The organism is Streptomyces auratus (genome assembly GCF_050433025.1).
Taxonomy (GTDB): Bacteria; Actinomycetota; Actinomycetes; order Streptomycetales; family Streptomycetaceae; genus Streptomyces; species Streptomyces sioyaensis.
This window is the reverse complement of record NZ_JBNGCB010000003.1, coordinates 288,096-314,269: the sequence shown is the minus strand read 5'-3', so window position 1 is coordinate 314,269 and position 26,174 is coordinate 288,096. Positions and strand designations below refer to the sequence as shown.

At 72.4% G+C, this 26,174-nt stretch carries 24 protein-coding genes and 2 pseudogenes; 12 read left to right on the top strand and 14 right to left on the bottom strand.

Going from position 1 to position 26,174, the window contains the following annotated elements; all coding sequences use genetic code 11:
* Positions 1-25: 25 nt before the first annotated feature.
* From proC to BKA18_RS20975, 3 genes are all read right to left on the bottom strand, one after another.
* Positions 26-835, bottom strand: a complete 810-nt coding sequence (gene proC / locus BKA18_RS20985; RefSeq protein WP_366044211.1) for a pyrroline-5-carboxylate reductase — start codon at positions 833-835, stop codon at positions 26-28.
* 130 nt (positions 836-965) lie between these two features.
* A complete protein-coding gene (locus tag BKA18_RS20980; protein ID WP_366044209.1) occupies positions 966-1,754 on the bottom strand; it encodes an ABC transporter permease in 789 nt (262 codons plus the stop codon).
* The gene (locus BKA18_RS20975) at positions 1,751-2,575 is read right to left on the bottom strand and encodes an ABC transporter ATP-binding protein (protein ID WP_366044208.1); all 825 of its coding nucleotides are present in this window, start codon (positions 2,573-2,575) and stop codon (positions 1,751-1,753) included. Before BKA18_RS20975 ends, BKA18_RS20980 begins: the two co-directional genes overlap by 4 nt.
* Positions 2,576-2,890: 315 nt before the next feature.
* Here BKA18_RS20975 and BKA18_RS20970 point away from each other — a divergent pair, with 315 nt between their 5' ends.
* The 5 genes and pseudogenes from BKA18_RS20970 to BKA18_RS20950 all read left to right on the top strand — a co-directional run bounded on the left by BKA18_RS20970 (position 2,891) and on the right by BKA18_RS20950 (position 8,239).
* Positions 2,891-3,331, top strand: a complete 441-nt coding sequence (locus tag BKA18_RS20970; RefSeq protein ID WP_366044207.1) for a hypothetical protein — start codon at positions 2,891-2,893, stop codon at positions 3,329-3,331.
* A gap of 236 nt (positions 3,332-3,567) precedes the next feature.
* Positions 3,568-5,220: a SulP family inorganic anion transporter gene (locus BKA18_RS20965; RefSeq protein ID WP_366044206.1), complete on the top strand. Its 1,653-nt coding sequence runs from the start codon at positions 3,568-3,570 to the stop codon at positions 5,218-5,220.
* 54 nt (positions 5,221-5,274) lie between these two features.
* Positions 5,275-6,708: a M1 family metallopeptidase gene (locus BKA18_RS20960; RefSeq protein ID WP_366044205.1), complete on the top strand. Its 1,434-nt coding sequence runs from the start codon at positions 5,275-5,277 to the stop codon at positions 6,706-6,708.
* A gap of 148 nt (positions 6,709-6,856) precedes the next feature.
* Positions 6,857-7,733, top strand: a pseudogene (locus BKA18_RS20955) (AraC family transcriptional regulator).
* Between the two features lie 128 nt (positions 7,734-7,861).
* Positions 7,862-8,239, top strand: a complete 378-nt coding sequence (locus tag BKA18_RS20950; RefSeq protein WP_362027255.1) for a nuclear transport factor 2 family protein — start codon at positions 7,862-7,864, stop codon at positions 8,237-8,239.
* A 44-nt stretch (positions 8,240-8,283) separates the two neighbouring features.
* Here BKA18_RS20950 and BKA18_RS20945 read toward each other — a convergent pair.
* The 3 genes and pseudogenes from BKA18_RS20945 to BKA18_RS20935 all read right to left on the bottom strand — a co-directional run.
* A pseudogene (locus tag BKA18_RS20945) lies at positions 8,284-8,421 on the bottom strand (IS630 family transposase); the annotation flags it as partial.
* Between the two features lie 143 nt (positions 8,422-8,564).
* Complete coding sequence (sigJ, locus tag BKA18_RS20940) at positions 8,565-9,551, bottom strand: RNA polymerase sigma factor SigJ (protein ID WP_366044204.1); 987 nt, start codon at positions 9,549-9,551, stop codon at positions 8,565-8,567.
* A gap of 92 nt (positions 9,552-9,643) precedes the next feature.
* Positions 9,644-9,922, bottom strand: coding sequence for a hypothetical protein (locus BKA18_RS20935; protein ID WP_366044203.1), 279 nt, complete (start codon positions 9,920-9,922; stop codon positions 9,644-9,646).
* A 41-nt stretch (positions 9,923-9,963) separates the two neighbouring features.
* Between BKA18_RS20935 and BKA18_RS20930 the strand changes: the two genes are divergently transcribed.
* Positions 9,964-10,632 (top strand): TetR/AcrR family transcriptional regulator, encoded by a 669-nt coding sequence (locus BKA18_RS20930; RefSeq protein WP_366044202.1) that lies wholly within the window; start codon positions 9,964-9,966, stop codon positions 10,630-10,632.
* Positions 10,633-10,693: 61 nt separating this feature from the next.
* Entirely contained in the window at positions 10,694-11,716 is a 1,023-nt protein-coding gene (locus BKA18_RS20925; protein WP_366044201.1) for a glycoside hydrolase family 113 protein, read from the top strand.
* A 31-nt stretch (positions 11,717-11,747) separates the two neighbouring features.
* Here the strand turns inward: BKA18_RS20925 and BKA18_RS20920 are convergent, their stop codons facing one another.
* Entirely contained in the window at positions 11,748-12,308 is a 561-nt protein-coding gene (locus BKA18_RS20920) for a hypothetical protein (RefSeq protein ID WP_366044200.1), read from the bottom strand.
* A 117-nt stretch (positions 12,309-12,425) separates the two neighbouring features.
* A complete protein-coding gene (locus BKA18_RS20915; protein ID WP_366044199.1) occupies positions 12,426-12,743 on the bottom strand; it encodes a peptidase in 318 nt (105 codons plus the stop codon).
* A 170-nt stretch (positions 12,744-12,913) separates the two neighbouring features.
* Between BKA18_RS20915 and BKA18_RS20910 the strand changes: the two genes are divergently transcribed.
* On the top strand, positions 12,914-15,316 hold the full coding sequence (locus BKA18_RS20910) for a serine/threonine-protein kinase (RefSeq protein ID WP_366044198.1): 2,403 nt from the start codon (positions 12,914-12,916) through the stop codon (positions 15,314-15,316).
* Positions 15,317-15,473: 157 nt separating this feature from the next.
* Here the strand turns inward: BKA18_RS20910 and BKA18_RS20905 are convergent, their stop codons facing one another.
* Positions 15,474-15,701 (bottom strand): hypothetical protein, encoded by a 228-nt coding sequence (locus tag BKA18_RS20905; protein WP_246593937.1) that lies wholly within the window; start codon positions 15,699-15,701, stop codon positions 15,474-15,476.
* 169 nt (positions 15,702-15,870) lie between these two features.
* Here BKA18_RS20905 and BKA18_RS20900 point away from each other — a divergent pair, with 169 nt between their 5' ends.
* Together BKA18_RS20900 and BKA18_RS20895 are read left to right on the top strand one after the other, a co-directional pair.
* Positions 15,871-16,713, top strand: coding sequence for a helix-turn-helix domain-containing protein (locus tag BKA18_RS20900; protein WP_366044197.1), 843 nt, complete (start codon positions 15,871-15,873; stop codon positions 16,711-16,713).
* On the top strand, positions 16,695-16,991 hold the full coding sequence (locus BKA18_RS20895; protein WP_366044196.1) for a DUF397 domain-containing protein: 297 nt from the start codon (positions 16,695-16,697) through the stop codon (positions 16,989-16,991). Before BKA18_RS20900 ends, BKA18_RS20895 begins: the two co-directional genes overlap by 19 nt.
* Before the next feature lie 81 nt (positions 16,992-17,072).
* Here the strand turns inward: BKA18_RS20895 and ilvD are convergent, their stop codons facing one another.
* From ilvD to BKA18_RS20875, 4 genes are all read right to left on the bottom strand, one after another.
* On the bottom strand, positions 17,073-18,923 hold the full coding sequence (gene ilvD, locus BKA18_RS20890) for a dihydroxy-acid dehydratase (protein ID WP_006603995.1): 1,851 nt from the start codon (positions 18,921-18,923) through the stop codon (positions 17,073-17,075).
* Positions 18,924-19,189: 266 nt separating this feature from the next.
* A complete protein-coding gene (locus BKA18_RS20885; RefSeq protein WP_366044195.1) occupies positions 19,190-19,846 on the bottom strand; it encodes a TetR/AcrR family transcriptional regulator in 657 nt (218 codons plus the stop codon).
* A complete protein-coding gene (locus BKA18_RS20880; RefSeq protein WP_366044233.1) occupies positions 19,843-20,655 on the bottom strand; it encodes a sugar phosphate isomerase/epimerase family protein in 813 nt (270 codons plus the stop codon). The genes BKA18_RS20885 and BKA18_RS20880 overlap by 4 nt, the downstream gene beginning before the upstream one ends.
* An 81-nt stretch (positions 20,656-20,736) precedes the next feature.
* Entirely contained in the window at positions 20,737-21,663 is a 927-nt protein-coding gene (locus BKA18_RS20875; protein WP_366044194.1) for a Ppx/GppA family phosphatase, read from the bottom strand.
* Positions 21,664-21,738: 75 nt separating this feature from the next.
* Here BKA18_RS20875 and BKA18_RS20870 point away from each other — a divergent pair, with 75 nt between their 5' ends.
* Positions 21,739-22,599, top strand: coding sequence for a DUF3109 family protein (locus tag BKA18_RS20870; RefSeq protein WP_366044193.1), 861 nt, complete (start codon positions 21,739-21,741; stop codon positions 22,597-22,599).
* 46 nt (positions 22,600-22,645) lie between these two features.
* On the opposite strand, the gene BKA18_RS20865 is transcribed toward BKA18_RS20870, so the two are convergent.
* The gene (locus BKA18_RS20865) at positions 22,646-24,433 is read right to left on the bottom strand and encodes a BACON domain-containing protein (RefSeq protein WP_366044192.1); all 1,788 of its coding nucleotides are present in this window, start codon (positions 24,431-24,433) and stop codon (positions 22,646-22,648) included.
* A gap of 235 nt (positions 24,434-24,668) precedes the next feature.
* Here BKA18_RS20865 and radA point away from each other — a divergent pair, with 235 nt between their 5' ends.
* The gene (gene radA / locus BKA18_RS20860) at positions 24,669-26,081 is read left to right on the top strand and encodes a DNA repair protein RadA (RefSeq protein ID WP_006604001.1); all 1,413 of its coding nucleotides are present in this window, start codon (positions 24,669-24,671) and stop codon (positions 26,079-26,081) included.
* Positions 26,082-26,174 lie beyond the last annotated feature (93 nt).

Sequence of the window (26,174 nt, the reverse complement as noted above, 5' to 3'; positions counted from 1 at the left end):
TCGGGTGTGGCTTCCGCCGTGCTGGTCAGCCGTTGCCGGAGGCCAGTTCGCGGCTGCGGTCGCGGGCGGCTTCCAGGGCGGCGATGAGGGCGGCGCGGACGCCGTGGTTTTCCAGTTCGCGGATGGCGTTGATGGTGGTGCCGGCCGGGGAGGTGACGTTCTCCCGGAGGGTGACGGGGTGTTCGCCGCTGTCGCGGAGCATCACCGCGGCGCCGATGGCGGCCTGGACGATGAGGTCGTGGGCCTTGTCGCGGGGCAGGCCGAGGAGGATGCCGGCGTCGGTCATGGCCTCGACGAGGAAGAAGAAGTACGCCGGGCCGGAGCCGGAGAGTGCGGTGCAGGCGTCCTGCTGGGACTCCGGGACGCGGAGGGTCTTGCCGACGCCGGAGAAGATCTCCTCGGCGCGGGTGAGGTGGGCGACGGTGGCGTGGGTGCCGGCGGAGATGACGGACATCGCCTCGTCGACGAGGGCGGGGGTGTTCGTCATGACCCGTACGACCGGGGTGCCGGCGGCCAGGCGCTCCTCGAAGTACGAGGTGGGGATGCCGGCGGCGCCGCTGATGACCAGGCGGTCGGCGGGGACGTGCGGGGCCAGCTCCGTCAGGAGGGTGCCCATGTCCTGGGGCTTGACGGTGAGGATGAGGGTGTCGGCGGCCTTGGCGGCCTCGGGGTTGCTGACCGCTTCGACGCCGTAGCGGGCGCGGAGTTGTTCGGCGCGTTCGGGGCGACGGGCGGTGACCAGGAGGTCGGACGGCGCCCAACCGCCCCGGATCATGCCGCTGAGCAGGGCTTCGCCGATTTTTCCGGTGCCGAGTACGGCGACCTTCTGGGTCATGCTGCGGTTCACCTCGCCGGTGGTGCCCGGGCGGTGGCCCGAGGGCCGGCCCGTTGAGCGGTCGGTTACGCCGTCATCCTCGCACCTGGCGGGTGCGCGGCGCGGCGTCGTTCCGCGGGCCGGGACGGCGTCAGGCCGTACGGCGGCGGAGGGTGACGGCGCCGAGGGCGAGGACGAGGAGGGCGCAGCCGGTGACGATGACGGCGTCGCGGACGAAGTCGCCGGTGATGTCGGGGTGCCGGAGGACCTCGTTCATGCCGTCGACGGCGTAGGACATCGGGAGGACGTCGGAGAGCGCCTTGAGCGCGGGCTGCATGGTGTCGCGCGGGGTGAACAGGCCGCAGAGCAGCAGCTGGGGCATCAGGACGGCGGGCATGAACTGGACGGCCTGGAATTCGGAGGCGGCGAAGGCCGAGACGAACAGGCCGAGGGCGGTGCCGAGCAGGGCGTCGAGGACGGCCACCAGGAGCAGCAGCCAGGGGGAGCCGATGACGTCCAGGCCGAGGACCCAGACGGACAGGCCGGTGGCGAGGGCGGACTGCAGGACGGCGAGCAGGCCGAAGGCGAGGGCGTAGCCGCTGATCAGGTCGGCCTTGCCGAGGGGCATCGCGAGCAGGCGTTCCAGGGTGCCGGAGGTGCGTTCGCGCAGGGTGGCGATGGAGGTCACCAGGAACATCGTGATCATCGGGAAGATGCCGAGGAGCGAGGCGCCGATGCCGTCGAAGGTCTGCGGGCGGGCGTCGAAGACATAGCGCAGCAGGGCGATCATCACGCAGGGGACGACCAGCATCAGTGCGATGGTGCGCGGGTCGTGGCGCAGCTGGCGCAGGACCCGGGCGGCGGTGGCCAGGGTGCGGGACGGGGACCAGGGGGCGGTGGCGGGGAGGGGCCCGTCGGCGGGGAGGGGTGCGGTGGTCATCGCGCGGGCTCCTCTGTAGTGGTGCGGGCCGGTTGCGGGGGCCGGGTGGTGGCCGCGGCCTCGTCGACCAGGTGGAGGAAGGCGGCCTCGACGGTGGCGGCGCCGGTGCGCTCGCGCAGGGTGTCGGGTGCGCCGTCGGCCAGGATGCGGCCCTCGCGCATCAGGAGCAGCCGGTGGCAGCGCTCGGCCTCGTCCATGACATGGGAGGAGACGAGGAGGGTGGTGCCGCGGTCGGCGGCGAGGGTGTGGAAGAGGTTCCACAGGTCGCGGCGGAGGACGGGGTCGAGGCCGACGGTGGGCTCGTCGAGGACGAGGAGTTCCGGGGCGCCGAGCAGGGCGACCGCGAGGGAGACCCGGCTGCGCTGGCCGCCGGAGAGCTTGCCGGCGAGGGCGTCGGCGTGGGGGGTGAGGTCGACGTCCTCGATGGCGCGGGTGACGCTGTCGCGGCGGCGGGTCCGGGCGGTCCGGCCCGGGTGGAGGACGGCGGCGAAGTAGTCGAGGTTCTGCCGGACGGTGAGGTCGTCGTATATGGACGGGTCCTGGGTGACGTAGCCGATGCGGGGGCGCAGCCGGGGGTCGCCCGCGGGCCGGCCGAGGACGTCGAGGGTGCCGGTGACCTTGGCCTGGGTGCCGACGATGGCGCGCATCAGGGTGGATTTGCCGCAGCCGGAGGGGCCGAGGAGGCCGGTGACCCGGCCGGGAAGCACGTCGAAGCGGAGGGCGTCGAGGACGGTGCGGCCGCCGCGGACGACGGTGAGGTCGCGGGCGTGGATGGCGGGGTCCTGGGCGGGGACGGCGGGGTCACGGCCATAATTCATCATGTGATGAATACTGCTCCCGGCGGGGTGGGGCGTCAAGCGGGCGGGAAGGAGGAAAGCGCTGGGGCGGCGGGGCCGCGATCCGGGAGGGGGGCCGGGGGCGGCCGGGCCGTTCAAGGCAGCGGGAGGGGCGGAGTGGAGCGCAAAGGCGGCGCATTGCGGAACGGCGTGGACGCCAAAGCGCGCCGGAGCGAAAGGAAGCCGTCATTCCTGTCGGATAACTCCGCATTCACAGGGTGATTACATTACGAGTGGCCATGCTGCGTGTTCGCTTGGACACAATGGGGTGACCTGTCCAGCCGCGCCGGAAGGGGCGACATGGCGAAGACCCGGGCCGGCCGCATCGGCCGGCTCCTGTTGATCGTCGTGGCGCTCGTGCTGGCCCTGCCGGCCATCGCCGGAGGCGCGTACGGGGAGAGCGTCTCGGCGACCGCGAAGAGCGCCGCCCGCAGCGCTTCCCCGGACAGTGATTCTCCGGACGGTGCTTCCCCGGACGGTGCTTCCCCGGACGACGTGCAGTGGGCGTCGAAGACCTCCGAGCACCCGGAGTCCGGCGCCGACCGCTGCCGGACGCGCCATGGCGGGCGCTCGACGGCCACGGTCTCCGCGCCGCACCCGCCGCGCACGACCGTGTCGAGCGCCGGCCCGGTCCGCACCGAGAGCGGGCTGAGCGTGACCGTCCCGCTCACCGGCCGGCGGGCCGTTCCCCTGTCGAGATCCGGCGAGCTGCCGGTGCAGCACCTCGTGATCCGCTGCTGAGGGCAGAGAGCTTCCCCCAGGGCTTCCCCGGCCCGCGCAACCGACGGATCCAGCCGTCATCCCTTTCCTGGCGTGCGCCCCATGACACGGCGCGGCGGCGGGTGAGCGCTGCCCTCGGGCCAGCGGTCGCCGGCCGGTTGCGCGCCGCGTTCCGCTCGTGTGTCCCGGTGCGTCCTGACCGCGTACCCGGGCGTCCGCGCGCGCCGTCGCATCTCCTACTCGCTGGAGGCATGTTCATGCGTAGGTTCCGTGTTGCCCGGCTCCGCCCGTCCCTGCCGGCCATACCGTCACGTCAGACGCTGGTGCGCGCACGCGCCGACTTCACCGCCTCGCTCGTCGTCTTTCTCGTCGCCGTCCCACTGTGTGTCGGGGTGGCCGTCGCGTCCGGGGTGCCGGCCGAACTGGGGCTGGTGACCGGCATCGTCGGCGGGCTGCTCACCGGGCTGCTGCCCGGCAGCAGCCTGCAGGTCAGCGGCCCGGCCGCCGGGCTGACCGTGCTGGTCTACGAGGCGGTGCAGGAGTACGGGCTCGGTGCGCTGGGCGCCCTGGTGCTGTGTGCCGGAGTGTTACAGCTGGTCATGGGGGCGCTGCGGCTGGGGCGCTGGTTCCGGGCGATTTCCGTGGCGGTGGTCCAGGGGATGCTCGCGGGCATCGGACTGGTGCTGATCGCCGGGCAGTTGTACGCCCTGGCGGATGCCAAGGCGCCGGGCAACGGGCCGGCGAATCTGGCCGGGCTGCCGGGGCTCTTGGTGGACACCCTCGCCTCCGACCCGGCGCTGTCGGCGCTGGCCGTGGGCGCGGGCACCATCGCGCTGCTGGTGCTGTGGCCCAAGTGGCGGCGGGCGGCGCGGGTGCTGCCGGCGCCGCTGGTGGCGGTGGCGCTGGCGACGGCCGTGGTCTTCGCGCTGGATCTGCCGGTGGCCCGGGTCGAGGTGGCGGGGCTGCTGGATGTCGTCCAGCCGCCGGGCGGTGCGGACTTCGCGCGGCTGGCTGACCCGGGGGCGCTGGCCGGGGTGCTGGGCACCGTGCTGGCGTTCGCCCTGATCGCGTCGGCGGAGTCGCTGTTCAGCGCGGCCGCGGTGGACCGGCTGCACGACGGGCCGCGGACCGATTACGACAAGGAGCTGATGGCGCAGGGCGCCGGCAACACGGTGTGCGGGCTGCTGGGTGCGCTGCCGATGACCGCGGTGATCGTGCGCAGCTCCGCGAATGTGTACGCCGGGGCGCGGACGAAGGCCTCGCGGGTGCTGCACGGGGTGTGGCTGCTGGTCTTCGCGGCGGCGTTTCCGGCGGCCCTGGGTGTGGTGCCGATCGCGGCGCTGGCCGGCGTACTCGTCCACGCGGGCGGCAAGTTGATCCCGGTGAAGCAGTGGTGCCCGCTGTGGCGGGAGCACCGGGGCGAGGCCGTGGTGCTGGCCGCGACGGCGGTGGCGATCGTGGCCACGAACATGTTCGAGGGGGTGCTGCTGGGGCTGCTGATGGCGGTGGCCAAGTCGGCGTGGGAGACCTCGCACGTCCACCTGGAGATCGTGGAGCGGAGCGAGCCCGTGGTGGGCGACGGCGGGGCGGGCCGCGGCACGGGCGGCCATGACGCCGCGGGCCGGGCCGCAACAGGCAAGGGAAAGCCCAGCATGGGAGCGCCGGGCCCGGCCACCTCGCAACCCCGGCAGCCGCTCCTCGTCCGGGCCGTCGGCAATGCCACCTTCCTGCGACTGCCGAAGCTGCTCGACCAGTTGGAGGCGCTGCCCGAGGACCGGGAGATCGAGCTGGACCTGTCCGGGCTGCGCCATCTCGACCATGCCTGTATGGCCGCCCTCGGCAGCTGGGCGGAGCAGCGGCGCGGTCCGGACGGGCCCACCCGGCAGAAAGCACCGTCCATCACCCCGTGACGCGACCGGCGCCGAAGGGACCGGCGGGACGGCCGAAATGTCCGTAAGGTCGGCATGCTGATGACCGCCGACCCTTGGAGTGCCTTGAACCGCCGGCCCCTTCGCGCCTGTGGCCTGCCCGCCGCCCTCTCCGTCGCCCTGCTGCTCTCCTCGTGCACCGGCAGTGGCCCGCGGGGGGCGGCGGGCAGCGGCGGAGTGGGCGATCCGCTTTTCCCGGCACTCGGCAACGGCGGCTACCAGGTGCGCCATTACGGGCTGGACCTCGACTACGACGTGAAGAAGGGGCGGCTGGACGCGACCGCCGACCTCACCGCCGAGGCCACCGAGGACCTGCGCTCCTTCCAGCTCGATCTGCAGGGGCTGAAGGTGTCCGGCGTACGGGTCGACGGCGAGGACGCCGCGTTCTCCCGCAGGGGGCACAAGCTGCTCGTCCGGCCGGCCGACGGGCTGCGCAAAGGCGCCGCGTTCCGTACGACCGTCGACTACGCCGGCAGTCCGCAGGAGCTGACGGATCCGGACGGTACGACGGAGGGGTGGGTCAAGACCCCCGACGGGGCGTTCGTCGCCGGTGAGCCCGCCGGGTCCATGACGTGGTTCCCCGGCAACAACCACCCCGAGGACAAGGCGACCTACGACATCACGATCACCGTGCCGCAGGGCTATACCGCCGTCGCCAACGGGGAGTTGCACGCGCAGCGGACCACCAAGGGCCACACCACCTTCCGGTGGCACAACGGCCGGCCGATGGCCAGCTATCTCGCCACCGCCACCATCGGCAGATTCGAGGTCCACACCTCCCGTACGCCCGGCGGGCTGCCGCTGTACGTCGCGGTGGACCCGGCGGAGGTCAGGGCGAGCCGGGGGCCGCTGGCGAAGCTGCCGGAGATCGTTGCGTGGGAGAGCGGGCTGTTCGGCCCGTACCCCTTCGCCTCGGCGGGTGCCGTCGTCGACCGCACGCCGTCCCGGATCACCTGGGGGGCTCTGGAGGCCCAGACCAAACCGATCTACGCCGGGGCGCCGGACACCACGACCGTGGTGCACGAGATGGCCCACCAGTGGTTCGGTGACTCGGTGACGCCGAAGACCTGGGCGGACACCTGGCTCAACGAGAGCTTTGCGACGTACGCCGAGTGGCTGTGGGAGGAGCACCGGGGCGGCAAGACCCCGCAGCAGCAGTTCGACGCGCTCTACAAGGACGCCCCGCACAACAAGCGCTGGGACTTCCCGCCGGCCCGTCCCGGCTCGGCGAAGAACGTGACCGGCCCGGCCGTCTACGAGCGGGGTGCGATGCTGCTCCAGCAGCTGCGGAACGCCGTCGGCGACAGGACGTTCTTCCGGATCCTCAAGGAGTGGCCCGCCGCGTACCGCTACGGCACTGCCGATTCGGCGGACTTCGTCGCCTTCTGCCAGAAGCGCACGGACGTGGATCTGGCGCCGCTGTTCCGGGCCTGGCTGTACGGGGAGGGAAAGCCGAAGCGGCTGTACTGAACCCGAGCGGTGCTGCGGTGTCGCCGTGCCCGGGTCACACACGCGCCGGGCCCGATCGCTCCCGACCCGATCACGCCGGGCACAGGATGTCGGGTGCGGCAGGCCCGCTGCTTCCTAGCGTGATCGTCGAAAGGGAAGGAGGCCCGGAGTGCTGGAGCGGCTCAACCAGGCCATGGAGCACATCGAGTCGCATCTCGACCGGCCGGTCGAGGTGGCTCATCTCGCGCGCATCGCGGTGACGTCGGAGTACCACTTCCGTCGGCTGTTCTCCGCGCTGGCGGGCATCCCGCTGTCGGAGTACATCCGGCGCCGGCGGCTGACCGTGGCGGGCGCCGAGGTGCTCGCCGGTGAGCGGACGCTGCTGGACGTCGCGATGCGCTACGGCTACGGCTCGGGAGAAGCCTTTGCGCGGGCGTTCCGCGGCATGCACGGGGTGGGTCCGGGCGAGGCCCGGCGGACCGGTGCGGCGCTGCACTCCCAGCCACGGATGTCCTTCCGACTCATCATCGAAGGGAGCAGCAGTATGCGATACCGGATTGTGGACAAGGAGGAGTTCCGGGTGGTCGGCAAGAAGGCCCGGGTCCCGCTCGTCCACGAGGGGGTCAACCCGGCGATCGCCGAGTTCATCCGGGGCATCGGACCCGAGACGCTACGGCGTATGACGGAGCTGTCCGACCAGCAGCCGGACGGGATCGTCGCGGTGAGCGACCACCTCGATCCGAGCCGGGGCGGAGGGGACCGAACTCGACTACTACCACGGCGTGGTGACCCGCGCCGAGGCACCCGAGGACATGGACGTCCTCGCCGTTCCGGCGGGGTCGTGGGCCGTCTTCGAGAGCTCCGGACCGTTCCCGCAGGCGCTGCAGTACGTGTGGCGGGACGTGTTCACGCAGTGGTTCCCGTCGAATCCGTACGAGAGCAGGCCGGGGCCGGAGATCCTGCGGGTCCGCCTGTCGCAGGATCAGGCGCGGGCGGACGCGGAGTTGTGGATACCTGTGGAGCGGGTGGAGCGATCCGCCGCCTAGGTGTATTGGTCACGAGTGTGAACAACGCTCGTGACCAATACACCCAGTGCTGTGACCGGGATGGTCCACCGTGATCGGAAGGCGGCGAGCGGGACGAGCGCACGCGCAACGGCTGGTATTACTGGGGCATGCAGGAAGAGACGGCACGCTCCGCGATCGACACGTTCATCTCCGCGTTTAACGCCTCGGACGACAGCTATGTGACTGCCCTGCTCTCCCAGGCCCTGACCTCAGACGTGGTCTTCTGGGGGCCGTTGGGTCGCAGCGAAGGAATCGCGGCGGTCGAGCGGTTCGTGCTGGACATCCGGCGCCACCCGGCGGGGACCGGCACGATGGTGCGCTGCTCAGCGGTGGACATGCCGCACGAGTGGGCCCGGTACCAGTGGGTCTTCACCACGCCGGATGGAGGCCCCCGCCTGGCGGGAACGGACGTCGTCCATCTGCGGCGGAGCCTCATCGACCAGGTCATCGTCTTTGCGGGGGAGATCGAGCCGTCCGCCTCCTGAGTCGTCCTTCTGTCGCTGTCCTTCTCGTGAACTTGTCCCTTGGCGGCGCCCTTGCGGCGGCGGTTGACGCCCCACAGGCGGTCGTCGCCCACGGAGTAGCAGCCGTGGAAGTAGGTGACGCCGTGGGTGCGGCGGTAGGTCGCCGGCAGCCGGTTTGGCTTGCCCTGCTTTGCCCAGCAGCTCAGCCACCGCGCCTCCAGCGGTCGAATGGACGTCACCGCACATCCAACCGTCACGACCATCAACCCGGCGAACCTACGCGGTCACAGCACTAGTTCCCGAGAGCCCGGGCGGTGCCGTCGGCGCCGTCCGGGCTCCGGCCGGGTCACAGCCGGTCGAGGTCCAAGTGGCCCAGCTTGTCGGGGTTGGTGACGGCGTCCACCTCCGTGATCCGCCCGTCGTGGACGGTGAAGGCGAAGACCCCGGCCTGTCCGCTCTCCGGGTGGGCGAAGACCAGCCCGGCGGCGCCGTTGACGTCCGCCATCGCGACCCGCAGCGCGCCTCCTTGGGCGCCGCGGGCGACCAGTCCCCGCACAAAGCGGGCGACCTTGTCGCGGCCGATCACCGGCCGGCGGGCGGAGCTCACCTTGCCGCCGCCGTCCGAGCGCCAGATGACCTCGGGGTCGAGCACCGACAGCAGCGCATCGAGATCGCCGCCCATGACGGCGGACAGAAAGGCCTCGACGGTACGGCGGTGCTCCGCGCGGTCGACGGTGCGGCGCGGCGCCTCGGCCCGTACCCGCTTGCGGGCGCGGGAGGCCAACTGCCGTACGGCATCGGGGGTACGGCCGACCGTCTCGGCGATCTCCGGGAAGGGGACCGCGAAGACGTCGTGGAGGATGAAGGCGATCCGCTCGGCCGGGGTGAGCCGTTCCAGGACGGTGAGCAGCGCCATCCCCACCGATTCGTCGAGCGTGACCCGGTCCTCGGGGCCATCGGTCCGGCCGGAGCCCGCGGCGCCGACGGGCAGCGAGCCGCCGGCGCCGTCGAGCAGCGGCTCCGGCAGCCAGGGCCCGACATAGGTCTCGCGGCGGGCGCGGGCCGAGCCCAGCAGGTCGTAACAGATGCGGCTGACGACCGTGGTGAGAAAGCCCCGCGGGCTGGCGATCGTCGTCCCGGCGGGCACGGCCTGCCAGCGCAGCCAGGCCTCCTGGACGGCGTCGTCGGCGTCGGAGACCGTGCCCATGATCCGGTAGGCGATGGCCCACAGCCGCCCGCGCTGCCCCTCGAACTGCGCGAGGCGGTCTCCGTACCGCGTGTCCTGGCCTCCGGCCGTTTCCGCCGCCGCCTCCGTATCCGGCTGCGCCATCATCCGCTCCTCTGCTGTCGTGCGCGGTCGCCGACCGCCGTCGTACGTGGTCGCCGACCGCCGTGCGTTCCTGCCGGTCCTCCCGGCCCCTCCCCTCAGGACGAGGCGGGCGGCCGGAGTGTGACAGTCACGTCCAGCGCATACGCCTCCTCGACGATGCCGTCCGGGAAGACGTCCAGCAGCGCGGTCCGCTCGTCCGCGAGGACCGGGGCGGCGACCTCGGGGCCGATGGCGGAGCGGGCGCCGAGTGCTGGGGCGAACGGGGCGGCAGATGCTGGGGCGGACGCGGCGGCTGTTGTTGCTGAGAACGTTCCGGCATGGGCGTCATCCTGCCCGCGCCACGGTGAGCGCGGAGGCCATGACGAAAAAACCATACCCGGTTTAATTTTGAACCCGGTATGGCTATGATGTCGTCATGGCGGGATTGCGTGAGCGGAAGAAGGAAGAGACCCGGCGGCGGATCGCGGCGACGGCCTGGCGGCTGTTCGCCGAGCGGGGCTTCGAGGCCGTCACGGTCAACGAGATCGCCGAGGCGGCACAGGTGGCCAAGGCGACACTGTTCACCTATTTCCCGACCAAGGAAGCGCTCGCCCTCCAGGGCGTGGGGGACGACGACCTGGCGGGCATCGTCACCGGGCGGGCGGGCGGCACGACGGCCCTGGCCGCGCTCCGGGCGCATTTCCGCGCCTTCGCCGCCGGGCCGATGACCGGGCTGGACCCGGAGGTGCTGGTCTCCCGGGTCCGGGTGATCTTCGACAGCCCCGCGCTCAGCGGCGCCACGAACGCCCTGCTCTACCGGCAGCGGCAGCAGTTGACGCAGGCGCTGACCGCGGAACTCGGCGAGCGGACGGCCAAGTTGGCGGCGGCTCAGATCAGCGCCTCACTGGTGACCCTCCAGGAGAGCTTCTTTCGGCAGCTGGCCGACGGCGTCTCGCTGGAGGACGCCCGCCGGCAGCTGAGCGAGGACGTCGAGCTCGCCTTCGACCTGCTGTCCCACGGACTCGACCGGCACGACAAGAAACACGACAAGAAACAAGGCCGGACCCAGAGCAGGGCGCAGAGCACGTCACAGCGCCGGCCATAAGACCGGACACAAACGGGGCGCACAGCCCGGCGGAAGACCAGAGAGGGCAGTGAGACACGGTATGCGGGCACGGGGCATCAACTACGACATCGGGTTCCTCCCCGGCGAGGACCACTCCCGGAAGACCTTCACCGTCGAGGCGGTGCGGCAGGACCTCGCGGTGATCGCGGAGGAGCTGCACTGCGATGCGGTGCGGATATCGGGCGGTGATCCGGAGCGGCTGAGCATCGCCGCGCGGTGCGCCGCGGAGGCCGGACTGGAGGTGTGGTTCGCGCCCTTCCCGGTGGATCTCACCCCCGAGGAGCTGCTGCCGTACTTCGCCGACTGCGCGGAGCGGGCCGAGGCCGTACGGGCGGGCGGGGCGGACGTGGTGTTCGTCGCCGGATGCGAACTGAGCGCGTTCTGTGCGGGCTTCCTCCCCGGGGACACCTACAGCGACCGGCTACAGGCGATGATCAGCGCCGATACGGACTGGTGGCTGTCGGTGGGCCCGGTGCAGGAGCGGCTCAACGGCTTTCTCGCCGAGGTCGCGGCCGTGGCCCGCGCCCGCTTCGGCGGCCGGATCAGCTATGCCGCGGGGCCCTGGGAGGACATCGACTGGCGGCCGTTCGACGTCGTCGGCGTGGATGCCTACCGGGCCGCGTACAACGCCACGACGTTCCGGGACGAGCTGCGCGCGCATCGCCACCACGGCAAGCCGGTCGCGGTGACCGAGTTCGGCACCTGCGCCTACCGGGGCGCGGGCGAGCGGGGCGGGCTGGCCTGGCAGCCGCCGGAGGGGGCGGTGCCGGACGAGCGCGAGCAGGTGCGCTACCTCACCGAACTGCTGGACATCTTCGAGGAGGAGGGGGTGGACACCGCGCTGTGGTTCACCTTCGCCGCCTTCAACACGCGCAAGGGTGCGGACCTCACCTCGTACGGGGTGGTGCGGATGCTCGACGAGACGCGCTGGGAGCCGCGGGAGGTGTTCCGGACGATGGCGGCCCGGTACGCGGAGGACGGCGAGGCCGGGCGGGAGCGCGAGGACGGGCGGGGGCCGCAGGATGCCCCGGACCCCGAGGACGTCCGGGGCGCGGAGGGCTGAGCCGCCCGCCGCGTGGGCCGCGCCCCTCTGGTCAACGGCGCTTCTTGGCCCCCGTCTTGGCCCCGGACGTGCGGGCGGCCGGGTTGCCGGTGCGGGTGCCGCGGCGGCGCTCGTACCGCTCGCGGGCCGCTTCGTACTCGGCGCGGTGCCGCTGTTCCCCGGGAGCCTCGACGAGGCTGCGGCAGAAGTAGGCGAGCAGCGAGCCGACGAAACCGATGAACAGCAGGCCCTGCCCGGAGCCGTCGGCCACCGACGGCCCCGGCCGGCCGGTGAGGCCCGCCCAGGTGTGGCGGAAGGCCAGCGCGCTGCAGACGGCGAAGCCGACGACGACGAGGGTGCCGACGAACGAGCCCACGGCGGCGATCTCCAGGCCCTGGAACGCGAAGCGCAGGAGGGCCGCGCCCGCCGCGGCGAGCGCGAGCGAGCCCACCGCGACGCCGGCCCGGCGCAGGCCGTAGCCGCCGTCGTGGCGGACCCAGGTGGTGCCGAAGAACCGGATCGGCGCGGGCTCCGGGCCGCCGCTGTGCCCGGCACCACCGGGCTCCCGGCCGCCCGGCTCCGGACCATCGGCGGGCCTGTGCTGATCGCTCATGCCTCGATTATCCCCGGCGGGACCCGGAGGGCGGGGGCGCGGTGGCCCGGCGGGGCGCACCAGCAGCACCGGGCCGACGGCCTCGGACCAGCCCCGTCGGCACCCGCCCGCCGCTCCTCAGCTCGTGCAGCGCGGCGCGACCATGCCGCTGCTGCCCGTATGGACGTAGGCGTCGGAGACGTACTGCCCGGGCGCGATGTTGTCCCAGATGTCCGAGGTGCCGTACGGGCCGGACACCCGCTGGCCGTGCCGCTGGCAGCGGATCTGCACCCGGGCCCCCTCGGCCAGCTGGCGGACGACCGGGAAGTCGGTGCTCGGGCCCTGCCGGACCTTGACGCGGTAGCCGGGCGCGAGGGGATAGGTGAGGCCCCCCGCAGCGGCGAGTGCCTGGGCTTCCGCCGGCTCCTGCGCGCTCTGCTGATCCTGTGTGGTCATTTCTCATTCCCCCGTTTGCTACTGATTTTTTAGCTGCGGTGGCGATGCTCGCCGTGGTAGTGCAACGCGCACGCTAGCAAGCCTCATTCATCTCGTACGTGTTATCGACTAAGCTCCGCGCGTCGCACCTGCGACTCGCATGGCAATGGGAACGACACGGGGGTGGATCCATGCCAGCGCTGCGCGATTCCGGACTGGGCCCGGAAGCGGAGCATCCGGAATACGCCGGGCAATACCGTCTGGAGGCGCGCCTGGGCGCCGGCGGAATGGGCGTGGTGCATCTCGCGCGCTCGTCCTCCGGGCTGACCCTGGCGGTCAAGGTCGTGCATGCCGAATTCGCCCAGGACCCGGAGTTCCGCGGGCGGTTCCGGCAGGAGGTGGCGGCCGCGCGGCGGGTCAGCGGCGCCTTCACGGCACCCGTCGTCGACGCCGATCCGGACGCCGAACTCCCCTGGATGGCGACCCTCCACATTCCCGGCCCGAGCCTCTCGGACCATGTGAAGCGGAATGGCCCGATGGTGCCCGGTGAGGTGCGGCAGCTGGCCGCGGGGCTCGCCGAGGCGCTGCGCGACATCCATCGCGCCGGGGTCGTGCACCGCGATCTCAAGCCGGGAAATGTGCTGCTGGCGGCAGATGGGCCGAAAGTCATCGATTTCGGAATCTCGCGTCCCTCCGACAGTGAAATGCGCACGGAGACCGGCAAATTGATCGGTACGCCGCCGTTCATGGCGCCGGAGCAGTTCCAGCGGCCGCGCGAGGTGGGACCCGCCGCGGATGTCTTCGCGCTGGGTTCGGTGCTGGTGCACGCCGCGACCGGGCGGGGGCCGTTCGACTCGGAGAGCCCGTATCTCGTCGCGTATCAGGTGGTGCACGACGAGGCCGATCTGGCGGGCGTGCCCGAGGAGTTGGCGCCGCTGATCGAGGGCTGCCTGGCGAAGGACCCCGCGGACCGCCCGACGCCGGACGCGCTGATGGAGCTGCTGCGGACGGCCTCGTTCGGGGAGACTCCACCCGGCAGAGCACCACTCAGCCAGACGCCACCCGGCGAGCCACCGTCCGGCGAGGCCTCCGGAAGCGCGCCGCCGAACGCACCGATACCGGGACAGCGGCAGCCGGTACGGACCGGGGCCACGCCCCCGCGCGCCGAGACGACGCATGTCCGCGCCCCCGTACCGCCCGAGATCACCACCGGCCCGGCGAAGACCGCCGACCCCGGCCACTCCCCCGACTTCGGCCCCGGCTCCGACTCCGATCCCGCTCACCCGGCCGCCCCCAGCCACTCCACCGATTCACGCCGCCCCACCGGGCCACGCCGCCCCACCCGCAACACCCGCCCCCGCACCCGCCGCTGGCCCCTGTGGGCCGCCCTCGCCCTGGTCGTCACCGGGGCGGGCACCTTCGCCGGCATCCGGGCGCTGGCCCCGGCAGGCGACAGCCAGGACCCCGCGCTCCAGATCCATCCGTCGCGCGCCGAAGCGGCCAACTTCCGCCCGTGGCACACCACCCTCACCAAGCGCCCCAAGGGCTACGCCGCCGAGCTGCCGTTCTGCACCACCGGCTCCGGCGCCGTCTTCTGCGGCCGGGCCGGCGTACTGGCCGCCCGGCTCGACCCGGGCACCGGCCAGGTGGCATGGCGGCGCAAGGACGACGCCGCCACCGGCAAGAACTCCCCCAAGACCATGGCCTCACCGACCCCGCCGACGCTCTCCGGCGGGCTGCTGTACGTCTTCTCCGCCGACGCCAAGCGGCTGATGGCACTGGACCCGTCGGCCGACGGCAAGGGCGCCACACGCTGGAGCAAGGACGTCTCCGGGTACGAGGGCGGGGCCCGGATCGTCGGGGACCAGGTGCTGCTGACCGCGGCGGACGGCACCGTCACCGCGCTGGACAGCGCGACCCACAGACAGCTCTGGCACAAGCGCTTCCCGGGCCATACGCTGCCCGCCTTCACCGCGTTCGGCGCCCCGCACACCGCCTACGCGGCCGAGAACTCCCCCGACGGCACCAGCACCCAGGTCACCGCCATCGACCCGGCCCACGGCAGTGTCCGCTGGTCACACCGGCTGCCCGGCCTGCTCACCGTGGCCGGGCCCGGTACGTCCGGAGCGCTCTATCTGACCGTCACCGACCGGACGTTCTCGTACCGCGCCACCGCCGTCCTCCGTTACGACCCCGCCACCGGGCACACTCGGCGCCTCAAGCTGACCGCGCCGCTGGACGGGGCGTCCGCCGTGGTGCACGGCGACTCGGTGTTCCTGCTGGCCGAGGGCGGTGCGCTGCAGGCCGTCGGCGAACGGACCTGGGACACCGAGACGTCGGTCAGCCGGGGCTCGGCGCCGGTCGTGAGCGGCGGCCGGCTGTATTTCACCGCGGCGGACGGGCGGCTGCTCGCCGTCGACACCCGCTCCGGCGAGCTGCTGGGCCAGACGCCGCCCCGGATGAACGGCCGCCACAACGGATTCGTGGAAATGCTGCCGGCCCCCCTGGTGGACGGCCGGCGCGGCCGCGTCTACGCGGCGGCGCCGGACGGCAGCGTCTTCTCGGCGCCGGCCGGGGACCCGGCGGGCTGGTGACGGCCGGGCCCACCGCCCACCGCGTGGCAGGGACAGACGCAGGTCTCACGCCGCACCCCCGGGACGGCCGCCGCGGTCTCGGCCCCCGGGGCGCCCTTGGTACACCCCGGATGCCTGCCGACATGGCACGCCGGGGAGACGTACGGAAGGCACCCGCTCACCGGCCCGCCGCCCGCTGCAGCACCTCGATGAGCTTGCGCGTCGTCGCCACGTTGCAGCGCCCCAACTCGACCAGGGCACGCGGCGTTTCATAGCCGTACGTCACCGGGTCCACGGCCAGCGACGGCAATACGATGCCGGTCCGCTTGAGCACGGCCGCCAGCTCGTCGCAGGCCGCCTCGGCCTCGGTCATCGTGTCGCCCGCCGCCCGTCGTTCCCTCGTCATCAGTACCGCTCCCGTCTGCCGTTTCCCTGCCAGAGACTCCGGAGCGCCACTACCGTGTGTGTTCCGGCCATTACGAGAATGGACCAGGAAAAAGGCGCGAATGCCGCTTGCGGGCTGTATTTCACCGCCTCGCACCGCTAGTTCCACACCTTCCACGGAGGAGGTCACCATGCCGCCGCGCCGAGCGATCACCGGTCGGAGCCAGGAGCCGCGCCAACGGTTCGTCGAAGAGCTGCGATTACGGCGCGCACAGAAGGGCGACAGCCTGCGGCAGCTCGGCGACGCACTGGGCTGGGACTGGTCGCTGTTCGGCAAGATGGAGAGCGGACAGACCCTGGGCAGCCCAGAGGTCGTCCAGGCCCTGGACCAGCACTACGGCACGCCGGATCTGCTGCTGACGCTGTGGGAACTGGCGGCGGGGGATCCTACGCAGTTCAAGGAGCGGTATCGGCGGTACATGACGCTCGAAGCAGAAGCGCTGAGCATGTGGCACTACGGGGTCAGCACCGTTCATGGGTTGCTTCAGACGCCGAGTTACGCCCACGAGCTCCTCTCGGCCGGAGGCATCAGGGGCGAAGAGCTGACGCGGCAGGTCGAAGCACGTATAGGGCGCCGAGCACTGCTGGACGGTGATGATGCGCCACGGTTTCGGACGATCCTTTCCGAGGCTGTGTTGCGCACGCCGCTGAAGAACTCCGAGGAGTGGCGGAAGCAGCTTGAATACCTCATCGACATGGGTGAGCGTCCGAACATCATGGTTCAGATCGTGTGTCACGAAGTTGGGCTCCATGCCCTGTCGAACACCGACACCATGTTCCTGCGCCTGCCAGACGGACGCACCGCGGCATGGGTGGAAACCGGCTACTCAGGCGAACTGGTCGAGGAAACGGCAGCAGCCGAACGACTTCAGCTCAGCTACGATCTGGTCCGTGACTTAGCTCTATCCCCGGTTGAATCGCGGCAGTTGATCAGGCAGATGTTGGAGGAAGCCCCGTGCGAGCCATCGACCTGAGCGCTATCGCTTGGCGCAAGAGTTCATACAGCAACCAGGATGGCGGCGCGTGTATCGAGGTCTCCGATGACTTCCTGACCACCGCCACCTGGCGCAAGTCGAGCTACAGCAACGGCGACGGTGGCGCCTGCATCGAGGTGGCCGACGACTTCCCAGCCCTCGTCCCCGTACGCGACAGCAAGGACCCCCACCGCCCGGCGCTGATATTCGACGCCACCGCCTGGTCATCCTTCGTCACCGCCGTCAAGGGTGGGACACTGCCCGTACCCAGCGCCTGACCCGCCGGCCCCGGCCCACAGACCGGCCCCCGTCGCTCGCCCGCGACGGGGGCCGTTGCCGTACCGCTGAACTGCCGGGCCTCAGCCCAACTTGCTCACATCCCGCACCGCGCCCTTGTCGGCGCTGGTGGCCATGGCTGCGTAGGCGCGCAGGGCCTGGGAGACCTTGCGTTCGCGGTGCTTGGGCGCGTAGACGCCGCCGAGGGCTGCGCGGCGGGTGGTCAACTCGTCCTCGCTGACGAGGAGTTCGATCGAGCGGTTCGGGATGTCGATGCGGATGCGGTCGCCGTCCTCGACGAGGGCGATGGTGCCGCCGGACGCCGCCTCGGGGGAGGCGTGGCCGATCGACAGGCCGGAGGTGCCGCCGGAGAAGCGGCCGTCGGTGACCAGGGCGCAGGCCTTGCCCAGGCCGCGGCCCTTGAGGAAGGACGTCGGGTAGAGCATCTCCTGCATGCCGGGGCCGCCCTTGGGGCCCTCGTAGCGGATGACGACGACGTCGCCCTCCTTGACCTGCTTCTTCAGGATCTTGTCGACGGCTTCCTCCTGCGACTCGCAGACCACGGCCGGGCCCTCGAAGGTCCAGATGGACTCGTCGACGCCGGCGGTCTTCACGACGCAGCCGTCCTCGGCCAGATTGCCCTTGAGGACCGCCAGGCCGCCGTCGACGGAGTAGGCGTGCGCCAGGTCGCGGATGCAGCCGCCCTCGGCGTCCACGTCGAGGCTGTCCCAGCGCTCGGACTGGGAGAAGGCGGTCGCCGAGCGCTTGCAGCCCGGGGCCGCGTGCCACAGCTCGACGGCCTCGTCGGACGGGGAACCGCCGCGCACGTCCCAGGTCTTGAGCCACTCGTCGATCGACGAGCTGTGCACGGTGTGCACGTCCTCGTTGAGCATCCCGGCGCGGTAGAGCTCGCCGAGGATGGCGGGGATGCCGCCGGCCCGGTGGACGTCCTCCATGTAGTACGTGCCGCCCGGCGCGACGTTCGGCGCGACCTTCGCCAGGCAGGGCACCCGGCGCGAGACCGCGTTGATGTCCTCCAGGTCGAAGCTGAGGCCGGCCTCCTGGGCCGCGGCGAGCAGATGCAGGATCGTGTTCGTCGAGCCGCCCATGGCGATGTCCAGGGCCATGGCGTTCTCGAAGGCGGCGCGGGTGCCGATGTTGCGCGGCAGGACGGTGTGGTCGTCCTGCTCGTAGTGGCGCTTGGTGATCTCGACGACGGTCCGGCCGGCGTTCTCGTACAGCGCCTTGCGGGCGGTGTGCGTGGCGAGGACGGAGCCGTTGCCGGGCAGCGAGAGGCCGATCGCCTCGGTCAGACAGTTCATCGAGTTGGCGGTGAACATGCCGGAACAGGAGCCGCAGGTCGGGCAGGCGTTCTCCTCGATGCGGAGGATGTCCTCGTCCGAGATCTTGTCGTTGACCGCGTCCGAGATCGCGTCGACCAGGTCCAGGGTGCGGACGGTGCCGTCGACCAGCGTCGTCTTGCCGGACTCCATCGGGCCGCCGGAGACGAAGACGGTCGGGATGTTGAGCCGCATCGCGGCCATCAGCATGCCCGGGGTGATCTTGTCGCAGTTGGAGATGCAGATCAGCGCGTCCGCGCAGTGCGCCTCGACCATGTACTCGACGGAGTCGGCGATCAGGTCGCGGGAGGGCAGGCTGTAGAGCATGCCGCCGTGGCCCATGGCGATGCCGTCGTCGACCGCGATGGTGTTGAACTCGCGCGCGATGCCGCCCGCCGCGTGGATCGCCTCGGAGACGATCCGGCCGACCGGCTGGAGGTGGGTGTGCCCCGGCACGAACTCGGTGAAGCTGTTGGCGACCGCGATGATCGGCTTGCCGAAGTCCTCGCGCGCTACCCCGGAGGCCTGCATAAGGGCTCGGGCGCCGGCCATGTTGCGGCCATGGGTAACGGTGCGGGACCTCAGATCGGGCACGATGGTCACTCCCTCGGATGGGTACGTACGACCGCCGTCGGCGGTGTGCAGACCTGCACCCGCAGCGGTGGCGTCATAGAACAGCTGAGGACGAGATTACGCCTCTGATCCAAGATCTGGACAGCCTCTCCGGGATGTGAGACGGCTGCCCGGACTGCGGACGGTGCCACATACGGGCGTTCGCGCAGGTCAGGAGCTCGCCGGGGGTCAGCCGAGCAGGTCTCACGGCGGTTGACAGGGCTGCGTCAGAGCGGCCGGGTCGGCGTTCAGGGCTGCGTCAGATACCGCTGCAGAGCCGGGGCGACCATGGCGATGATCTCCTCCGTGTCCGCGGAGGCGACCGGGTCCATCTTGATCACATAGCGCAGCATGGCGATCCCGATGAGGTGGGAGGCGGCCAGCTGGGCCCGGAACTCCGGGTCGGGGACGTCCAGTTCGCCGGCCACCCGCTGGAGCATCCGGCGCTCGATCAGGCCGCGCAGCACGGCCGCCGCGGTGTCGTTGGTGAGCGCGGAGCGCATGATCGCCAGCAGCGGCTGCCGGCTGACCGGGTTCTCCCAGATGCCGAACATGAAGCGGGCCATCCGCTCGCCCACGTCCGCGCCGCCGCCCGCGAGGGCGTCGGGCATGGTCAGCGCGGGGGCGAAGGTCAGCTCGATGGCGGCCGCGAAGACCTGCTCCTTGGTGCCGAAGTAGTGGTGCACCAGCGCCGAGTCGACCTCGGCCGCCTTGGCGATCCGGCGCATCGAGGTCTTGTCGTAGCCGCGCTCGGCGAACTCCGTACGAGCCGCGGCCAGGATCCGCTCCCGGGCGCCGGGACCGGCCTCGGCGGCGGCCCGGGCGGGGCGGCCCCGGCGGCGGGCCGGCGGCGGCGTACCGGGCGCAAAGGACGCGTCGTCGGGCCCGTTCCCGCTGCCGCTCACGAGCCCGGGACCCAGGTCGGCGAGGCGAGGTGGAGGCGGGTGAAGGCCAGCGCCTCGGCCAGGTCCGCCTCGCGCTCGGCGGCGGACATCGCCCGGCGGGTGTTGACCTCGACGACCACATGGCCGTCGAAGCCGGTGGCGGCCAGCCGCTCCAGCACCTGGGCGCAGGGCTGGCTGCCGCGGCCCGGCACCAGATGCTCGTCCTTGGCGGAGCCGTTGCCGTCGGCGAGATGCACATGCGCCAGCCGGTCGCCCATCCGCTGCACCATCTCCACCGCGTCGTTGCGGGCGGTGGCGGTGTGCGAGAGGTCGACCGTGAAGTGCCGGTAGTCGTCGTTGGTGGGGTCCCAGTCCGGGGCGTACGCCAGCATCTCGCGGTCCCGGTAGCGCCACGGGTACATGTTCTCGACGGCGAACTTCACGTCCGTCTCGTGCTCCATCCGCCACACCCCGCGGACGAATTCCCGCGCGTAGTTGCGCTGCCAACGGAACGGCGGATGGACGACCACCGTCGAGGCGCCCAGCCGCTCCGCGGCGCTGCGGGCGCGCTGGAGCTTGACCCACGGGTCGGTGGACCAGACCCGCTGGGTGATCAGCAGACACGGCGCGTGCACGGCCAGCACCGGGACGCCGTGGTAGTCCGAGAGCCGGCGCAGCGCGTCGATGTCCTGGCTGACCGGGTCGGTCCACACCATGACCTCGACGCCGTCGTAGCCGAGGCGCGCGGCGATCTCGAAGGCCGTCGCCGTCGACTCCGGATACACCGAGGCCGTGGACAGCGCGACCTTCGCATCCGGGATGCGCACCACTGGCTCTGTCACGAGGGACAGCGTACGGGCCGGGGCTGGGCGCGGGGCAGGAGGTCCGGGCGTCCGCGGCCCGGCGCCCGGCTACGGCAGGTGGTCCAGCCGCCGCAGAATGACGCCCTCGCGCAGCGCCCACGGGCAGATCTCCAGCGTCTCGACGCCGAACAGGTCCATCGCCGCCTCGGCCACCAGCGCCCCCGCCAGCAGCTGCCGCGAGCGGCCCTCGGACACGCCGGGCAGCGCGACCCGCTCCTGCGCGGACATCCCGGCCAGCCGCGGCACCCACTCCTCCAGCTTCGTGCGGGTGAGCTCCCGCTGGACGTACAGCCCCTCGGCGGAGCGTGCGGCGCCCGCGATCCGGGCCAGCTGCCGGAAGGTCTTGGACGTGCCGACGACCCGGTCGGGAGTGCCGTAGCGGGTGAATTCGCTCACCACCTTGGCGATCTCGGCGCGCACCCGGCGGCGCAGCGTCCGGACGTCCTCGGGCTCCGGCGGGTCGCCGGGCAGATCGCCCGCGGTCAGCCGGCCGGCGCCCAGCGGCAGCGACACCGCCACGTCCGGGTCCTCGTCGAGGCCGTAGGCGATCTCCAGCGAGCCGCCGCCGATGTCCAGCACCAGCAGCCGGCCCGCGGACCAGCCCAGCCAGCGGCGGGCGGCGAGGAAGGTGAGCCGCGCCTCGTCCTCGCCGGCGAGGACCTGGAGCTCGACCGCGGTCTCCGCGGCGACCCGGCGCAGCACCTCGTCGCCGTTGGTGGCCTCGCGGATCGCGGAGGTGGCGAACGGCAGCACGCTCTCGACGCCCTTGTCCTCGGCCACCTGGAGCGCCTCCAGCACGGTGGCCACCAGCCGCTCCACCCCGGCATCGCTTATCGCGCCGCGCTCGTCGAGGAGTTCGGCAAGGCGCAGCTCGGCCTTGTGCGAATAGGCGGGCAGCGGGCGTGCGCCCGGGTGTGCGTCCACCACCAGCAGATGGACCGTATTCGAACCCACGTCGAGGACACCGAGTCTCATACGGGGAAACCTACTGCGCGCGGTGCGCAGTCCGGTCGGCGCGGTGCCCGTCGCCGCTCGCCTTACGCTGGACTCGTGGCTAAGACGAAAAAGGCGAAGCACGAAAAAGCGCTGAAGAAGGAAGAAAAGCGGCGCGCTCAGGCGGCCGAGGAGGCGCGGGCCCCGGGCGCGGCCGGGGCCGACGAGGTCGGCCTCGACTTCGCCCGCGCCTGGGTCACCTTCCCCGACCCGGCCGACGACGAGCAAATCTTCCGCTGCGACCTGACCTGGCTGACCTCCCGCTGGACCTGCATCTTCGGCAGCGGCTGCCAGGGCATCCAGGCCGGCCGGGCGGACGACGGCTGCTGCACGCTCGGGGCGCACTTCTCGGACGAGGAGGACGAGGAGCGGGTCGCGCAGCATGTGGCACGACTCACGCCCGACCTGTGGCAGCACCACGACGTGGGCACCACGTCCGGCTGGGTCGAGGAGGACGAGGACGGCGACCGGCAGACCCGCCGCTGGCAGGGCTCCTGCATCTTCCAGAACCGCCCCGGCTTCCCGGCCGGCGCGGGCTGCTCGCTGCACATCCTCGCGCTGCGCGAGGGCCGCGAGCCCCTGGAGACCAAGCCGGACGTCTGCTGGCAGCTGCCGGTCCGGCGTACCTACGACTGGATCGACCGGCCGGACGACACCCAGATCCTCCAGGTGACGATCGGGGAGTACGACCGGCGCGGCTGGGGCCCCGGCGGCCACGACCTGCACTGGTGGTGCACCTCGGCGACCTCGGCGCACGGCGCGGGCGACCCGGTGTACGTCTCGTACCGGCCGGAGCTGACCGAGCTGATGGGCGAGAAGGGCTACGCCAAGCTCGTCGAGCTGTGCGAGGAGCGGCTGGCGGCGACGCTGCCGATGGCACCGCATCCGGCGGACCCGAAGCCGCCGCGGCAGAAGTGAGCGCGCCCCGGGGCCGCCGCGGGAGGCGGCGGGTCCCCGGGTGCGCTCAGCGGGCGGGGTGGGTGGTGTTCGACGGCGTGGAGCCCGGTGCGGGCTTGGTCGGCGAGGGTGTCGGCGTCCCGGACGGGGGTGTGGACGTCGGAGCCGGCGGGGTCGGCGTGGGTGTCGGCGTCGAGGCCGGCGGCGTCGGCCGCGGCTTGGGGTGCGCGGGCGTCGGACGCTGCGGCCCGGGCGCGGGGCCGGTCGTGCCGTAGCCCTTTATCGTCACGGCGGTGCCGCCGGGCTCGATGGCGATCCGGGCCCGCCAGTGGCCCGCGGGCTCCCGGTCGTGGTCGATGTAGACCGTGATCGTGGTGGACTGCCCCGGCCGCAGCGTGCCCGCCGTATGACTCATCTGGAGCCAGGCCGCGCCCGCCGCGGCGTGCCAGCGCACGGGGTGGGCGCCCGCGGCGCTGAGCGTGATCACCGTGGTCCGGCCGCTCGGCTCCGCGGCGACCGCCAGCCGCCCCGCCGACTCCGGCCGGCCGTCCGGCCCGTCCGTCCGCTCCGGGGTGCCGTTCGCACTGACCACCTCGACGGACACCTCGTGCGCCCCGTCGCCGGTGGTGAAGCCGGGCCCGGGCGTCGTCCGGGCATTGCCGGCGTTCTCGTACGGGCGGCCGCCCATCCGCTCCCCGGTGTGGGTTTCGCTGGCCGTCACGGCGGGTGAGTCGTCCGCGGCCTCGTCGGTGGCCGGGGTGCCGTGGTACGCCGCCCAGAGGGCCAGCACCGGCGCCGCGACGACCGTGGCGACGACGGTGGTGGTCAGCGCCCGGCTGCGCAGCCGGCGCCGACGGGCTCCCCGGTCCGGCGGCGGGCCGACGGGGAATCCGCTGCGGTCGTAGCGAGGAGAACCGTTTGCCCCACCTGCCCGGCCGCCGCGTCCCGCACCGCCCCGCCCCTTCGCCCGGCCCGACTTGGCGTGCCGGGCCGCCGCCAGCGCACCGGAGACGGCTTCCCGGGGCGCGGGGACCAGCGGCAGCGTGCCCTGCGCCACCGGCGCGGTGCCGGGCCACGCCCCGGGGGCGGTGGCCCGCTCGGCGGTGCGCCGGCACACCGTGCAGTGGTCGACATGGCGCACCAGCTCCCGGCTGAGCGCCGGGCCCAGCAGCACCTGGGTGTCGCCCGCCAGCTGCGCGACCTCGCGGCAGCGGCCGGACTCCACAACTGCCAGCGCCGCGCGGGTCCGTTCGACCTCGCAGGACGCGGTGGCCAGCAGCGTCCGGGTGGTGACCGGATCGGCCCCGAGCACCGCGGCGACCTCGTCGGCCGAGAGCTGATGGCGCACCGAGAGCTCCAGCGCCTCGCGCTGCTCGGGGGTGGTGCCGGCCGCCTCTGGCCAGGCCAGCGCGGCGAGTTGACGCTGCTCGCGCTCGGCGTCGCGGGCGGCCTCGGCGTCCGGCGCCGCGGTGCCGCGCCGCTGGGTGTCCGGTTTCCGGCCGCCCGGCCCGGTCCGTTCGGCGAGCCGGCGCAGACAGGCCCAGCGGGCAAGTGCGTAGAGCCAGCAGCGGTGCAGTGCCGGGTCGGCGGGGCGCCGGTTCTGGTGCCGGTCGGCGAGCGCGAGCACCTCGCCGAGCACCGCGGTCGCCGCGTCGTGGGCGCACAGCACGGAGAGGCAGTAGGTGAACAGCCCGTCCAGGAAGGGCTCGTAGCCGTCACGGGTGTCCGGGGGGCGCGGGGTGTCCGGGGTGTCCGGGTCGGGCCGCTGGGAGGGCTGCGGCCGGCTCCGGCGCTGCGCGTCGCCGCGCGACCGGTGTGCGCCGGTGGAGTGCGTGGGGTGCTCGGGCCTGCTCATCACCCCGGCGACGGTAGGCGGATGATGCAGCCCGGCTTGCTCGCGTTGGCCACTTTTAACCCTTACGGGTGACCAGATCCCTCAAAAGAGGACACGAATCAGCCATTCCGCGGCTGGCGCACTCCGCGGACACCACTCTCCGGTGCCTCCGGCGGCTACGGCCGGCGGCTACGGGAGCCCGGCTCCGCACACGCTCGGGGAACGCGTTGTCGGACCCCGCCGTTACGGTGACCCCATGGCAACGCGTAAATCGTCGGGCAAGGAGCGTCCCTCCTACCGCTGCACCGAATGCGGCTGGACCACCGCGAAGTGGCTCGGCCGCTGCCCCGAGTGCCAGGCATGGGGCACGGTCGAGGAGTTCGGCGGCGCCCCGGCGGTGCGCACGACCGCGCCCGGCCGGGTCACCACGGCCGCCGTGCCCATCGGAGAGGTCGACGGCCGACAGGCCACCGCCCGCTCCACGGGCGTGGACGAGCTGGACCGCGTCCTGGGCGGCGGGCTGGTCCCGGGCGCCGTGGTGCTGCTGGCCGGCGAGCCCGGCGTCGGCAAGTCCACCCTCCTGCTGGACGTCGCCGCCAAGGCCGCCTCCGACGCGCACCGCACGCTGTATGTCACGGGCGAGGAGTCCGCGAGCCAGGTGCGGCTGCGGGCCGACCGCATCGGCGCCCTCGACGACCATCTGTATCTGGCGGCCGAAACCGATCTCTCGGCGGTGCTCGGTCATCTGGACACGGTCAAGCCGTCGCTGCTGGTCCTGGACTCGGTGCAGACCGTCGCCTCGCCCGAGATCGAGGGGGCGCCCGGCGGCATGGCCCAGGTCCGCGAGGTGGCCGGCGCCCTGATCCGCGCCTCCAAGGAACGCGGCATGTCGACCCTCCTGGTGGGCCATGTCACCAAGGACGGCGCCATCGCCGGCCCCCGCCTGCTGGAGCATCTCGTCGATGTCGTCCTGCACTTCGAGGGCGACCGCCATGCCCGCCTGCGCCTGGTCCGCGGCGTCAAGAACCGCTACGGCACCACCGACGAGGTCGGCTGCTTCGAGCTGCACGACGAGGGGATCACCGGCCTCGCCGACCCCTCGGGCCTGTTCCTGACCCGCCGTGCCGAGCCGGTGCCCGGCACCTGCCTGACGGTGACGCTGGAGGGCCGCCGCCCGCTGGTCGCCGAGGTCCAGGCGCTGACCGTCGACTCCCAGATCCCCTCCCCCCGCCGCACGACCTCCGGCCTGGAGACCTCCCGGGTCTCGATGATGCTCGCCGTCCTGGAGCAGCGCGGCCGGATCAGCGCCCTGGGCAAGCGCGACATCTACAGCGCGACGGTCGGCGGGGTGAAGCTGACCGAGCCCGCCGCGGACCTCGCCGTGGCCCTCGCCCTGGCCAGCGCCGCCAGTGACACCCCGCTGCCGAAGAACCTCGTCGCCATCGGCGAGGTCGGGCTCGCGGGCGAGGTCAGAAGGGTCACCGGCGTCCAGCGCCGGCTGTCGGAGGCGGCTCGGCTCGGCTTCACCCACGCCCTGGTCCCCAGCGACCCCGGCAAGATCCCCGACGGCATGCGGGTGCTGGAGGTCGCCGACGTCGGAGAGGCGCTCAGCGTGCTGCCCAAACGGGTCCGCCGGGAGGCCCCACAGGAAGAGGGCGCACGCCGGTAGACTTTGCCCTGGTCTCGCCCGTCACCGCAGAATTGCCTGTCGGCCGCGTACGCTCCGCTGGTACGTCAACCACAGCATGGGCCGGGCGGCCTG